Annotated in this window: 13 protein-coding genes; 12 read left to right on the top strand and 1 reads right to left on the bottom strand. The window is 71.1% G+C overall.

From position 1 onward, the window contains the following. Positions 1 to 14: 14 nt before the first annotated feature. From B072_RS0140010 to B072_RS0139990, 5 genes are all read left to right on the top strand, one after another. Entirely contained in the window at positions 15 to 1013 is a 999-nt protein-coding gene (locus B072_RS0140010; RefSeq protein ID WP_018535628.1) for a TauD/TfdA family dioxygenase, read from the top strand. After that, complete coding sequence (sbnB, locus tag B072_RS0140005) at positions 1010 to 2029, top strand: 2,3-diaminopropionate biosynthesis protein SbnB (protein WP_018535627.1); 1020 nt, start codon at positions 1010 to 1012, stop codon at positions 2027 to 2029. Before B072_RS0140010 ends, sbnB begins: the two co-directional genes overlap by 4 nt. 67 nt (positions 2030 to 2096) lie before the next feature. Beyond that, on the top strand, positions 2097 to 3083 hold the full coding sequence (gene sbnA / locus B072_RS0140000) for a 2,3-diaminopropionate biosynthesis protein SbnA (RefSeq protein ID WP_018535626.1): 987 nt from the start codon (positions 2097 to 2099) through the stop codon (positions 3081 to 3083). Positions 3084 to 3127: 44 nt separating this feature from the next. Then, on the top strand, positions 3128 to 4759 hold the full coding sequence (locus tag B072_RS0139995) for an acyl-CoA dehydrogenase family protein (RefSeq protein ID WP_018535625.1): 1632 nt from the start codon (positions 3128 to 3130) through the stop codon (positions 4757 to 4759). A gap of 267 nt (positions 4760 to 5026) precedes the next feature. Beyond that, entirely contained in the window at positions 5027 to 6316 is a 1290-nt protein-coding gene (locus tag B072_RS0139990) for a helix-turn-helix domain-containing protein (RefSeq protein WP_018535624.1), read from the top strand. On the opposite strand, the gene B072_RS0139985 is transcribed toward B072_RS0139990, so the two are convergent. Further along, complete coding sequence (locus B072_RS0139985) at positions 6291 to 6836, bottom strand: AAA family ATPase (RefSeq protein WP_018535623.1); 546 nt, start codon at positions 6834 to 6836, stop codon at positions 6291 to 6293. The genes B072_RS0139990 and B072_RS0139985 overlap by 26 nt on opposite strands. Before the next feature lie 72 nt (positions 6837 to 6908). Between B072_RS0139985 and B072_RS0139980 the strand changes: the two genes are divergently transcribed. The 7 genes from B072_RS0139980 (at position 6909) to cysD (ending at position 12708) form a co-directional block, all read left to right on the top strand. Continuing rightward, positions 6909 to 7571: a DUF1266 domain-containing protein gene (locus B072_RS0139980; protein WP_234019019.1), complete on the top strand. Its 663-nt coding sequence runs from the start codon at positions 6909 to 6911 to the stop codon at positions 7569 to 7571. An 86-nt stretch (positions 7572 to 7657) separates the two neighbouring features. Further along, complete coding sequence (locus tag B072_RS0139975; protein ID WP_018535621.1) at positions 7658 to 8224, top strand: GNAT family N-acetyltransferase; 567 nt, start codon at positions 7658 to 7660, stop codon at positions 8222 to 8224. Between the two features lie 382 nt (positions 8225 to 8606). Beyond that, positions 8607 to 10304: a nitrite/sulfite reductase gene (locus B072_RS0139970; protein ID WP_018535620.1), complete on the top strand. Its 1698-nt coding sequence runs from the start codon at positions 8607 to 8609 to the stop codon at positions 10302 to 10304. Continuing rightward, complete coding sequence (locus tag B072_RS47180) at positions 10301 to 10480, top strand: hypothetical protein (protein ID WP_078506741.1); 180 nt, start codon at positions 10301 to 10303, stop codon at positions 10478 to 10480. The genes B072_RS0139970 and B072_RS47180 overlap by 4 nt, the downstream gene beginning before the upstream one ends. Further along, a complete protein-coding gene (locus tag B072_RS0139965) occupies positions 10477 to 11187 on the top strand; it encodes a phosphoadenylyl-sulfate reductase (protein WP_026246818.1) in 711 nt (236 codons plus the stop codon). The genes B072_RS47180 and B072_RS0139965 overlap by 4 nt, the downstream gene beginning before the upstream one ends. Continuing rightward, entirely contained in the window at positions 11180 to 11776 is a 597-nt protein-coding gene (cysC, locus tag B072_RS0139960; protein ID WP_018535618.1) for an adenylyl-sulfate kinase, read from the top strand. Before B072_RS0139965 ends, cysC begins: the two co-directional genes overlap by 8 nt. Further along, complete coding sequence (gene cysD / locus B072_RS0139955; protein ID WP_026246816.1) at positions 11773 to 12708, top strand: sulfate adenylyltransferase subunit CysD; 936 nt, start codon at positions 11773 to 11775, stop codon at positions 12706 to 12708. The genes cysC and cysD overlap by 4 nt, the downstream gene beginning before the upstream one ends.

The raw sequence follows: 12708 nt of genomic DNA, 5'->3' as shown, positions 1-12708 counted from the left end.
GGAACCGCACCCGCATGCCGCTCTCAACCCCGTCCCACGACCTCGACCTCTCCCCCGGGAGCCCGCCGGTGCTGCGCGCCGAGCGCGACGGCAGTCCGGAGGAGTGGGCGGCCCGGCACCGCGACCATCTGCGGGCCGCCGTCGCCGAGCACGGCTGTCTGCTCGTCCGCGGCCTAGGCCTGACCGGCCCCGACACGGCGGGAGCAGTCTTCCGCCGCGTCGCCCGCACGCTGATGCCGGACCGGGAGCCGTTCGCGCCCCGGCGCTCGTACGGGGACGACGTGTACTCGGCCACCAAGTGGCCGCCGACCCAGCAGATGTGCATGCATCACGAGGTGAGCTACGCCGTCGAGTTCCCCGGACTGATGCTCTTCGCCTGCCTGGAGGCCCCGGCGAGCGGGGGTGCCACCGGCCTCGCCGACGCCGCCGCCGTCCTCGACGCGCTCCCCGCCGGGCTGACCAAGCGGTTCGAGCAGGAGGGGTGGCTGCTCACGCGGACGTACCACGACGAGATCGGGGCGTCGGTCGCCGAGGCGTTCGGCACCGACGACCGGGACGCCGTGGCCGCGTACTGCCGGGAGCAGGCCATCGATTTCGCGTGGCGGCCCGACGGTTCGCTGCGCACCCGGCAGCACCGCGCCGCGGTCCTGCACCATCCGGTGGACGGCCGCCGCGTCTGGTTCAACCAGATCGCGTTCCTGAGCGAGTGGACGATGGAGCCGGAGGTCCGCGAGTTCCTCGTCGAGGAGTACGGCGTCGACGGGCTGCCCTTCAACACCCGCTACGGCAACGGCGATCCGATCGACGAGGACGTCGTGCGCGCCCTCAACGAGGTGTACGAGGCGCACACCGTGCGCACCCGCTGGGCCTCCGGTGACCTGCTGCTCGTCGACAACGTCCGCACCGCGCACAGCAGGGAGCCCTTCGACGGCCCCCGTGAGGTGCTCGCCGCGCTGGCCGACCCGGTCCGGCTCGCCGACTGCGCCCCCACGGCCGAGGTGGGCACCTCATGACCCCCACCTTCGCCGTGATCTCCGGTGCACAGGTCCAAGAGGCCCTGAAAGGAAGGGAGTCGGAGACCGCGGAGCTGATCGAGGCGGTCTACCGGCAGCACGACGCGGGCGGGACGGTGAACCCGCCCTCGTACTTCCTGCGCTTTCCCGACCGGCCCACCGCCCGCATCATCGCGCTGCCGGCCTCGCTCGGCGGACCACTGCGCGTGGACGGTCTGAAGTGGATCTCCAGCTTTCCGGAGAACACCGCGTCGGGCCTGCCGCGGGCCTCCGCCGTGCTGATCCTCAACGACCCGGACACCGGGTATCCGTACGCCTGCCTGGAGAGTTCGGTGATCAGCGCCACCCGCACCGCCGCCTCCGCGGCCCTCGCGGCCGACCGGCTCAGCCGCGAGCGGACGCGCCCGACCCGGGTCGGCTTCATCGGCACCGGACTGATCGCCCGGCACATCCACACCCATCTCGCCGCCACGGGCTGGGAGTTCGAGGAGACGGGCGTGTACGACGTGGCGGCGGACAGCGCGGCGGGCTTCCGCTCCTACCTGGAGCGGGCGGGCACCCAGGGGAAGATCACGGTGCACGACGCCGCCGAACCCCTCATCAGGTCCAGCGACCTGATCGTGTTCGCGACGGTCGCCGCACGCCCGCACATCCACGACCCGGCCTGGTTCGGTCACCATCCGCTGGTGCTGCACGTCTCGCTGCGCGACCTGGCGCCCGAGATCCTGCTCGCGTCCGCGAACTACGTCGACGACGTCGAGCACTGTCTCAAGGCGGACACGTCACCGCATCTGGCCGAACAGCTCACCGGGAAGCGGGACTTCGTCGACGGCACGCTCGCCGACGTGCTCACCGGGAGGGCCCGCGTGCCGGGCGACCGGACCGTGGTGTTCTCGCCGTTCGGACTGGGGGTACTCGATCTGGCCGTCGGCCGTTTCGTGCACGACGAAGTGGCCCGCAGAGGGCAACTGCACGTGGTGGACGGCTTCTTCAACGAACTACGACGCCACGGCTGACCAGCCGGAGAACAGGAGCAGGGGGACATGAATAACGGGGGACCCAAGGAGAGGGGGGCGGGACGACATGTCAGTCATTGACGATCCCGCACAGTTCAACGAAGAGGAGCTCTACGTCAATCTGCGGGCCTCGATGGGCCTGCCGCTCTTCCTGAAGTGCGAGGGCTTCAACTTCGCCGGATCCATCAAGATGAAGGCCGCCACCGAGATGGTGAACGCCGCCGAACGGGACGGGCTGCTGCGGCCCGGTTCCGTGCTCATCGAGTCGTCGTCCGGGAACCTGGGCGTGGCGCTGAGCGTCATCGCGGCCCATCGCGGCTACCGGTTCCTGTGCGTCACGGACGTGCGCTGCAACGCGCCGACGATCCGCCTCATGCGGGCGCTCGGCAGCCAGGTGCACGTCGTGCGCGAACCGACCGCCCACGGCGGTCTCCTGGGCGCCCGGCTCGCCTACGTGCGGGCCCTGTGCGCCTCGGACGACCGGTACGTCTGGCTCGACCAGCACAGCAACGCCGGCAACTGGCGGGCGCACTACCGCACCACGGCCCCGGCCATCGCCCGGCGCTTCCCGCGCCTCGACGTGCTGTTCGTGGGGGCCGGGACGACGGGGACGCTGATGGGCTGCGCCCGCTGGTTCTGGCAGTGGCGGCGCCCGGTGCGCATCGTCGCCGTCGACAGCGTCGGCTCGGTCACCTTCGGCGGGCCCGCCGGGCCCCGGCGGATCCCGGGGCTCGGGGCGGGTGTGCGGCCGCCGCTGCTCGACACCTCGTACATCGACGACGTCGTGCACGTCGAGGAGAGCGACGCGGTGCAGGTGTGCCGCCGGCTCGCGAGCCGCGGGTTCCTGTTCGGCGGCTCGACGGGCACCGTCATCAGCGGGGCGGGCCAGTGGCTGGCCCGGCACGGGCGGCGCGGCCTCACCTCGGTGGCGATCGCCCCCGACCTCGGCGAACGCTATCTCGACACGGTGTACCGCGAGGACTGGCCGCCGGCGGACGTGCCGCGGCCCGAGAGGGGACCGGAGAGGGAGCAGGCGATGGCACACATCGGCTGAGTGCGGTGGTGAGGCGTCGAGGGACGCCCGGGTAGGTTCCAGACATGGCAGGCAGCACGCACACCGTGGGGAACCAGCCCCCGCCCCTGACGGGGTACGACGTCTTCACCACCGACCGGGTGCTCACCGAGGGCGTGACCCGGCACCTGGCACCCGAGCTCCGCGCCGAGGCGGGCGCGGAGCTCGCACTGCTCGGCCGGACGGCCGGTTCGGCCCAGGCCCAGGAGTGGGGCCGCCTCGCGAACGAGAACCCGCCGGTCCTGCGCACGCACGACCGCTACGGACACCGGATCGACGAGGTCGAGTTCCATCCGTCCTGGCACCGCCTCCTCGGCAAGGGCGTCTCGTCCGGGCTCACCGCGGCCTGGACCCGGCCGGGCGGCCATCTGCGGCGCGCGGCCGCCTTCCTGGTCTGGTCGCAGGTCGAGGCCGGTCATCTGTGCCCGCTGTCGATGACGCACGCGGCGGTTCCGGCGCTGCGCGCGCGTCCCGACCTCGCCGAGGTCTGGGAGCCGCTGCTCACCTCGTCCCTCTACGACGCCGGGCTGCGGCCCGCGGCGCGGAAGGCCGGGGCGCTGTTCGGCATGGGGATGACGGAGAAGCAGGGCGGCAGCGACGTACGGGCCAACACGACGCGGGCCCGCGCCCTCGACGATGCCGGGACGTACGAGCTGACGGGCCACAAGTGGTTCTGTTCCGCGCCCATGTCGGACGGCTTCCTGGTGCTCGCGCAGGCCGACGAGGGGATCACCTGCTTCCTGGTGCCGCGGGTCCTGGCGGACGGCGGCCGCAACCCGTTCGCGATCCAGCGGCTCAAGGACAAGCTCGGCAACCGGTCGAACGCGTCGGCCGAGGTCGAGTTCGACGGGACGTGGGCGCAGCGGGTGGGCGACGAGGGGCGCGGGGTGCGCACCATCATCGACATGGTCGCGGCGACCCGTCTGGACTGTGTGCTCGGCTCCGCGGCGCTCATGCGGCAGGCCGTGGCGCAGGCGGTGCACCACTGCACGTACCGGGAGGCGTTCGGCGGCCGGCTGCTCGACAAGCCGCTGATGACGAACGTGCTCGCCGACCTGGCCCTGGAGTCGGAGGCGGCGACGACGCTGGCGCTGCGGCTCGCGGCGGCGTACGACGCGGACGATCCGCGGGAGCGGGCCTTTCTGCGGATCGCGGTGCCGGCCGCCAAGTACTGGGTGACCAAGCGCTGTACGCCGTTGGTGGCGGAGGCCCTCGAATGTCTGGGCGGCAACGGGTACGTGGAGGAGTCGGGCATGCCGCGGCTGCTGCGCGAGTCGCCGCTCAACTCGATCTGGGAGGGCTCGGGGAACGTCCAGGCGCTCGACGTGCTGCGGGCGTTGCAGCGTGAACCGGAGGCGTTCAACGCCTTTCTGATGGAGATCGGCAAGGCGCGGGGCGCGGACCACCGCCTCGACACGGCGGTCAAGCACCTGCTGACCGAACTCGGTGATCTGGACGGGATGGAGGCGCGGGCCCGGCGCCTGGTGGAGCGGATCGCCCTCGTCCTGCAGGGGTCGTTGCTCGTACGGTTCGCGCCGGCCGAGGTCGCGGACGCGTTCTGCGCGACGCGGCTCGGCGGGGACGGGGGCGCGGCGTTCGGGACGCTGCCGCACACGCTCGACCTGGCCGGACTCGTGGAACGGGCGCGGCCCGTCTGACCGCCCGGCGCCGATGCGGGCGACGGGCTGGTCGGCGGGGATGGTGCTGCGCCGACACGGCACCATCCCCGCCTTCAGAGGCCCCACAGGGGAGCTTGAGCGCCGCCAGGGGAGGCGGCGTTGGTCCCATTTTCAAACGCCGCACGGCTGTTCGCCAGGGTTGCAGGGGGTTGCAACGATCCTTCATAAGACCGACCCTTGCCGTGGCTCGGGGAGCGCGTGACGTCGTGACTCCCCGCACACCTCTCGCAGAGCGAGGAAGCAGGCATGAAGAACGACTCGACGATCGATCTGGCGCGGCTGTCCGCGATGGACGTGAGGCTGGCGTCCCGGCTGCTCAAGGGCGTACGCGACGCGACGCTCTCGGGGCAGCGGCCGCCGGTGCTGCCCCGGCCGGTGATCGGTGAGTCCTGGGGGCGGATGCTGCGCGGCGGCGTCGATCCGGACCGTGACGTCCGCACGAGCCTGCTGAGCGTCGACGAGGTGGAGGAACGGCGGCAGTCCTCGCCGCTGTTGCCCGTCCTGCCCGTGCTGCGCGAGGGCCTCGTGGCGGTGGCCGAGGCCGCGCAGCACATCATGGTGATCAGTGACGCGGAGGGCCGGATCCTGTGGCGCGAGGGGCATCCGGCGGTGCTGCGCAAGGGCGACCGGCTCGGTTTCCAGGTGGGTGCGCACTGGGCGGAGGACGTCGTCGGCACGAACGGGGTCGGCACCCCGCTGGTGACGCGCCGCCCCGTCCAGGTGTTCTCCGCCGAGCACTTCGTGCGCTCGCACCACTCGTGGACCTGCACGGGCGCGCCGATCATGGATCCGCGTGACGGGCGGCTGCTCGGCGTCGTGGACGTCAGCGGGCCGATGGAGACCATGCATCCGGCAACGCTGTCGTGGGTGACGTCGGTGGCCCAGCTCGCCGAGGCCCGGCTGCGCGAGCGGCATGTGGCGGGCCTGGAGCGGCTGCGGGCGGTGGCCGCCCCGCTGCTCGCCCGCATCGACGGCCGGGCTATCGCCGTCGACCGGCACGGCTGGCCCGCCGCGGTCACCGGGATGCCGCTCCCGGAGCGGGTGGCTCTGCCCAAGTCCCTGACCGAGGGCATCTGTTGGATACCCTCGCTCGGCGCCTGCCGGGCGACACCGCTGCCCAGCGGCTGGCTGCTGCTCCTGATGGACGACGTGCCGGAGCCGCTGGCCGCGACCCGGATCACCCTGGACCTGAGTCGGCCGCGCCGCTGCTCGATGCGGGTGTCGGGCGGCGCGGCGCCCTGGGCGCACGAACTGAGCCCGCGGCACGCCGAGTTGCTGTACCTGCTGGCCCTGCACCCGGACGGGCGCAGCGCGGCGGGTCTGGCCGAGGACCTGTTCGGCGACCCGGGCCGCACGGTGACGGTGCGCGCGGAGATGTCCCGGGTGCGCCGCTATCTCGGCGGTCTCCTCGCACACCGCCCGTACCGCTTCCTGGAGGACGCGGAGGTCGAAGTGCTGCTGCCCGAGGACCCGTTGGACCTGTTGCCGCATTCGACGGCGCCTGCGGTGGTCAGAGCGCGGAATCCGGAGCCCTGACCGCGGTGACCGCATCCGCGATCCGCCGGGCGGCCTCGGCGGGGGTGATGTGCGTGGTGTCGACGACCTCCGCCTCGGCGTGCAGCCAGGTGCGGGCCGCCTCCGCGTACGGTTCGAGGTACTCCATGCGGAATATGGAGGGCCCCATCACGACGTCCCCCTCGATGCGCCCGCGCAGGGTCTCCTGGTCGGCGTGGAGCACGAAGTGCCGTACGGGGATGGCGTGTTCGGCGAGGCCCGCGCTGATCTCGCGCCAGTACGCCTCGACGAGGACGGTCATGGGCATCACCAGGGTGCCGCCGGCGTAGTCGAGCACGCGGCGGGCGGTCTCCACGACCAGCGGCCGCCACGGCGGCCAGTGCTGGAAGTTACCCGTCCAGGGCAGCGCCGGCTTGATGTCCATGAGCGTCTCGCCGACCTTCTCGGCGTCGAACACCCGTGAATCCGGGATCAGTCGCTGCACCAGCGCACCGGTCGTCGTCTTGCCCGCGCCGTGGGTGCCGTTCAGCCATACGATCATGGGCCTCACGCTAGCGTCACGCGTCGGCCACCTCACAGACCTCACCGGCGGCCAGGGGTACGCTCCGCCCCCGTGGCCGCACTCTCACTGACCGCACTCGTCACGGGCGTCACACGAGCCACACGCGTCATGGGCAAGCAGAGGACGGAGCGGAAGTACCCCACCCCGCTCACGCTGCACCAGCTCTGGATGGTCTCGCTCGGCGCCCCGGTGAGCCGCGACCGCGACGCGGCGCGCACGACGCTGTACCCCTTCACCCGCATCGACGACGACAGGGCCCGGCACCGGCTCGCGGAGGAGTGGGAGATCCACACGCGCGAGCAGCTGATCGGCCGCCTCGGCGACCTGGCCCGCTCCGGCTACCGCGCCGCGGCCCGCGCCCGCCTCGGCGTCGAACCGCTCGCCTGGGACATCGCCCTGTACACCGACCTCACGCGCCGCGGTTTCGCCTGTGGTCTGGTGACGGAGGCCGACGCCTGGAACCTGCTCAAGAACGTCGTACCGCGGGTGGCGGGCACGTACAACTCCTGGCAGGAGTACGCGGACCACTACCTGCTGGGGCGGCAGGTGTGGCGGGACGGTCTGCGCGGCACCCCGGACGCGTCCTTCGCCGCCCCGCAGACCACGGCCGACGCCCACCTGCGCCGCCTCCTCGATCCGTCCGACGCGCGCAGCCCCTGGAATCTGGCCCCTTGGGAAGCGATACGCCGCCCGGACCGCGCCCGTACGGTCTGAGCCCCCCGCGACGGCCGAACCCGCATGTCGGACGCCCTTCGGCCCCACCTTGGCCGCCCCGCCCGCCCCGTGATCCGATGTCCCCCATGAACACCGTCACCGTCACCACCTGGTCCCTCGAACAGACCTCCCCGGCCGATCTGCGCCCCGCGACCCCGCCCCCGGGCGACGACGTGCGCATCGTGCGCGCCGAGGTGCCGTCGCCGGAGTTCAGCCGGTTCCTGTACGCGTCCGTGGGCGGCGACATCAAGTGGATCGACCGGCTCGGATGGACGTACGCGCAGTGGCAGGAGCAGCTCGGCAGGCCCGGGGCCGAGACCTGGGTCGCGTACGACCGGGGTACGCCGGCCGGATATGTGGAGCTGGACGCGCAGGACGACGGTGTCGTGGAGATCGTCTACTTCGGGCTGATCCCCGCCTTCCGCGGGCGGCGGATCGGCGGACACCTGCTGTCGTACGGGGTGGCGCGGGCCTGGGACCTGGCCGAGCGGTGGCCCGAGCGGACGCCGACCAAGCGGGTGTGGCTGCACACGTGCTCCCTGGACGGGGAGCACGCGATGGCGAACTACGAGCGGCGCGGGTTCCGGCTGTTCAGGACGGAGGACGGCGAGGAGCCCGAGGTGGCCGCTCCGGGACCGTGGCCCGGCGCTTAGGGATCGCACCGCCCCGCGGAACCCCCGCACCGAACAGGCCTTTCGCCGCAATCCGGGCAGTCGGATACCCCTCCGACGTGACCCGGACCACACATGTCCGCGATGTGGGACACATGCGTCCACATCGCGGACGATGGTGGACCGGGCCCAAAGTCCCATGACACGCTTCCGTCATGTCTACAGCTGGAATTGCCTTGGTGAGTCGGCGGCACGTCGACTTCGGCCGCATGTCCAGCGCCATCTGTCCGGCGCGCTGAGAGAACCAGCACCGCAGACTTTCCGCCTTCGTCGGATTCACTTGTATCTCCCTGCGCACCGCCGCGCCTCGCGCGAAGTGTGCGGGTCAGAGCCGTCTTAAGCCTGCCCGTAAGGAATTACCTCCATGGCTGCCACCCCTGAAAAGCCCACCCCGGCCGCGCCCCGCCGCAAGGTGAGCCGTCACCGCGGCGAGGGCCAGTGGGCCGTGGGCCACTTCACGCCGCTCAACGGCAACGAGCAGTTCAAGAAGGACGATGACGGTCTCAATGTGCGGACACGCATTGAGACGATCTACTCCAAGCGCGGCTTCGACTCCATCGACCCCAATGACCTGCGCGGACGCATGCGCTGGTGGGGTCTGTACACCCAGCGCAAGCCCGGGATCGACGGCGGCAAGACGGCCGTCCTCGAACCGGAGGAGCTGGACGACGAGTACTTCATGCTGCGGGTCCGGATCGACGGCGGGCGGCTGACCACCGAGCAGCTGCGTGTCGTCGGCGAGATCTCGCAGGAGTTCGCGCGCGGCACCGCCGACATCACCGACCGGCAGAACATCCAGTACCACTGGATCCGGATCGAGGACGTGCCCGAGATCTGGGAGCGGCTCGAGGCCGTCGGGCTGTCCACGACCGAGGCCTGCGGTGACACGCCCCGCGTGATCCTCGGCTCGCCCGTCGCCGGGATCGCCGCGGACGAGATCATCGACGGCACCCCGGCGATCGACGAGATCCAGCGCCGGATCATCGGCAACCCGGCGTTCTCGAACCTGCCGCGCAAGTTCAAGTCGGCGATCTCCGGTTCGCCGCTGCTCGACGTGGTGCACGAGATCAACGACATCGCGTTCGTGGGCGTGAACCACCCCGAGCACGGGCCCGGCTTCGACCTGTGGGTCGGCGGCGGCCTGTCCACCAACCCGAAGATCGGGCAGCGGCTCGGCGCCTGGGTGCCGCTGGACGAGGTGCCGGACGTCTACGAAGGCGTCATCTCGATCTTCCGTGACTACGGCTACCGGCGGCTGCGCACCCGCGCCCGTCTGAAGTTCCTGCTCGCCGACTGGGGCACCGAGAAGTTCCGCCAGGTGCTTGAGGACGAGTACCTGAAGCGGAAGCTGGTCGACGGGCCCGCGCCCGCCCAGCCCGTCGAGCGGTGGCGCGACCACGTCGGCGTGCACCGGCAGAAGGACGGCAACTTCTACGTCGGCTTCGCCCCGCGCGTCGGCCGGGTGGACGGCGCCACGCTCACCAAGATCTCCGAGGTCGCGGCCGCCCACGGTTCGGGCCGGCTGCGCACCACCGCCGAGCAGAAGATGATCGTCCTCGATGTGGCGGAGGACCAGGTCGACGCGCTCGTCTCCGCACTGGAGGCGCTGGATCTGCGGGTCAACCCCTCCCCCTTCCGGCGCGGCACCATGGCCTGCACCGGCATCGAGTTCTGCAAGCTCGCGATCGTCGAGACGAAGGCGCGCGGCGCCTCGCTCATCGACGAACTGGAGCGCCGTATCCCGGACTTCGACGAGCCGATCACCATCAACCTCAACGGCTGCCCGAACGCCTGCGCCCGCATCCAGGTCGCGGACATCGGTCTCAAGGGCCAGCTGATGCTCGACAAGAACGGGGAGCAGGTCGAGGGCTATCAGGTGCACCTCGGCGGCGCGCTCGGCCTGGAGGCCGGGTTCGGCCGCAAGGTCCGCGGCCTGAAGGTAACCGCGACCGAACTGCCCGACTACGTCGAGCGGGTCCTCACGCGCTTCCAGGCGGAGCGCGAGGACGGCGAGCGGTTCGCGACGTGGGCCTCCCGCGCTTCCGAGGAGGCCCTCTCATGAGCGAGCGCGCCGCCCCCTTCTACTGCCCGTACTGCGGCGACGAAGACCTTCGTCCGAACGAGGAAGGTCACGGCGCCTGGGAATGCGCGGCATGCAACCGAGCCTTCCAGTTGAAGTTCCTCGGGCTGCTGTCCCGTGGACTTCAGCGCAACGACGGTGGAGGGGAAGAGATATGACGACCGCTCAAGTCACCTCTGAAGCAGAAGAGTTGAAGGCGCTCGCCGAGCAGGCCGGGCGCGACCTGGAGGACGCCTCCGCCCTGGAGATCCTCCGGTGGGCGACGGAGACCTTCGGCAAGAAGTTCTGTGTGACCTCGTCCATGGAGGACGCGGTCGTCGCCCACCTCGCCTCGCGCGCCCTGCCCGGCGTGGACGTCGTGTTCCTCGACACCGGCTACCACTTCGAGGAGACGATCGGCACCCGGGACGCCGTCGAGGCCGTGATGGACGTGAACGTCATCACCTTGACGCCCCGTCAGACCGTCGCGGAGCAGGACGCCGAGTTCGGCCCGAAGCTGCACGACCGCAACCCCGACCTGTGCTGCGCGATGCGGAAGGTCAAGCCGCTGGAAGAGGGGCTGACCAGGTACGCCGCCTGGGCCACCGGGCTGCGCCGCGACGAGTCCCCGACCCGCGCGAACACGCCGGTCGTCGGCTGGGACGAGAAGCGGCAGAAGGTCAAGGTCTCGCCGATCGCCCGCTGGACCCAGGACGACGTCGACGCCTATGTCGCGGAGCACGGCGTGCTCACCAACCCGCTCCTGATGGACGGTTACGGGTCCGTGGGCTGCGCCCCGTGCACCCGCCGCCTCCTGGAGGGCGAGGACGCCCGCGCCGGCCGGTGGGCGGGCAGCGGCAAGACCGAGTGCGGCATCCATGGCTGAGACCGCCGGGGAGCCCGAACTCACGCACCAGACACAGACCTTGGAGAAGCAAGTGACCGGAGCCACGATCTGGCTCACGGGTCTGCCGAGTGCCGGCAAGACCACCATCGCGTACGAGCTGGCGAACACGCTGCGCGCCGAGGGCCGTCAGGTCGAGGTGCTCGACGGCGACGAGATCCGCGAGTACCTCTCGGCGGGCCTCGGCTTCAGCCGTGAGGACCGGCACACGAACGTGCAGCGCATCGGCTTCCTGGCCGAACTCCTCGCCCGTAACGGCGTGTTGGCCCTGGTGCCGGTCATCGCCCCGTACGCGGACAGCCGCGAGGCGGTGCGCAAGCGCCACCAGGCGGGCGGCACCGCCTACCTGGAGGTGCACGTCGCCACTCCCGTCGACGTGTGCTCCGTCCGCGACGTGAAGGGCCTGTACGCCAAGCAGGCCGCCGGTGAACTGACGGGCCTGACCGGGGTGGACGACCCCTACGAGGCACCGCAATCGCCCGACCTGCGCATCGAGTCGCAGAACCAGACCGTGCAGGAGTCCGCGGCGGCGCTGCGTGCGCTGCTCGCCGAAAGGGGTCTCGCCGCATGACGACCGTAGTGACCGCCTCCGAGGAGACGGACAGCCCTTACGCCCTCAGCCACTTGGACGCTCTGGAGTCCGAGGCGGTGCACATCTTCCGCGAGGTGGCGGGCGAGTTCGAGCGGCCGGTGATCCTGTTCTCGGGCGGCAAGGACTCCATCGTCATGCTGCACCTGGCGCTGAAGGCGTTCGCGCCCGCCGCGATCCCCTTCTCCCTGCTGCACGTGGACACCGGGCACAACTTCCCCGAGGTCATCGAGTACCGCGACCGCGCGGTGGCCGAGCACGGATTGCGGCTGCACGTCGCCTCCGTACAGGAGTACATCGACCGCGGCGCCCTGAAGGAACGGCCCGACGGCACCCGTAACCCGCTGCAGACCGTCCCGCTCACGGAGAAGATCCAGAGCGAGAAGTTCGACGCGGTCTTCGGCGGCGGGCGCCGCGACGAGGAGAAGGCACGCGCCAAGGAGCGGGTGTTCTCCCTGCGCGACGAGTTCTCGCAGTGGGACCCGCGCCGCCAGCGCCCCGAGCTGTGGCAGCTGTACAACGGCCGCCACGCACCCGGCGAGCACGTCCGCGTCTTCCCGCTCTCCAACTGGACCGAGCTCGACGTCTGGCAGTACATCGCCCGCGAGAACATCGAACTCCCCGATATCTACTACGCCCACGAGCGTCCGGTGTTCAGCCGCAACGGCATGTGGCTGACGGCCGGCGACTGGGGCGGCCCGAAGGACGGCGAGACGGTCGAGACCCGCCTCATCCGTTACCGCACCGTCGGCGACATGTCCTGCACCGGCGCCGTCGACTCGGACGCCACGACCATCGAGAAGGTCATCGCCGAGATCGCCGCGTCCCGGCTCACCGAGCGGGGTGCCACCCGCGCGGACGACAAGATGTCCGAGGCCGCGATGGAAGACCGTAAGCGCGAGGGGTACTTCTAA

Origin of the sequence: Streptomyces sp. HmicA12, from assembly GCF_000373565.1 — a bacterium.
In the GTDB taxonomy this organism is placed as follows: Bacteria; Actinomycetota; Actinomycetes; order Streptomycetales; family Streptomycetaceae; genus Streptomyces.
This window is presented reverse-complemented; position numbering and strand designations above follow the sequence as displayed.

What these genes read in the sequence shown, in the direction of transcription:
- B072_RS0139995 (WP_018535625.1), top strand. Translation starts at nt 3,128, where the DNA reads ATGGCAGGCAGCACGCACACCGTGGGGAACCAGCCCCCGCCCCTGACG.
- sbnB (WP_018535627.1), top strand. Translation starts at nt 1,010, where the DNA reads ATGACCCCCACCTTCGCCGTGATCTCCGGTGCACAGGTCCAAGAGGCC.
- B072_RS0139965 (WP_026246818.1), top strand. Translation starts at nt 10,477, where the DNA reads ATGACGACCGCTCAAGTCACCTCTGAAGCAGAAGAGTTGAAGGCGCTC.
- B072_RS0139975 (WP_018535621.1), top strand. Translation starts at nt 7,658, where the DNA reads ATGAACACCGTCACCGTCACCACCTGGTCCCTCGAACAGACCTCCCCG.
- B072_RS0140010 (WP_018535628.1), top strand. Translation starts at nt 15, where the DNA reads ATGCCGCTCTCAACCCCGTCCCACGACCTCGACCTCTCCCCCGGGAGC.
- B072_RS0139985 (WP_018535623.1), bottom strand. Translation starts at nt 6,836, where the DNA reads ATGATCGTATGGCTGAACGGCACCCACGGCGCGGGCAAGACGACGACC.
- cysC (WP_018535618.1), top strand. Translation starts at nt 11,180, where the DNA reads ATGGCTGAGACCGCCGGGGAGCCCGAACTCACGCACCAGACACAGACC.
- B072_RS47180 (WP_078506741.1), top strand. Translation starts at nt 10,301, where the DNA reads ATGAGCGAGCGCGCCGCCCCCTTCTACTGCCCGTACTGCGGCGACGAA.
- cysD (WP_026246816.1), top strand. Translation starts at nt 11,773, where the DNA reads ATGACGACCGTAGTGACCGCCTCCGAGGAGACGGACAGCCCTTACGCC.
- B072_RS0139970 (WP_018535620.1), top strand. Translation starts at nt 8,607, where the DNA reads ATGGCTGCCACCCCTGAAAAGCCCACCCCGGCCGCGCCCCGCCGCAAG.
- sbnA (WP_018535626.1), top strand. Translation starts at nt 2,097, where the DNA reads ATGTCAGTCATTGACGATCCCGCACAGTTCAACGAAGAGGAGCTCTAC.
- B072_RS0139990 (WP_018535624.1), top strand. Translation starts at nt 5,027, where the DNA reads ATGAAGAACGACTCGACGATCGATCTGGCGCGGCTGTCCGCGATGGAC.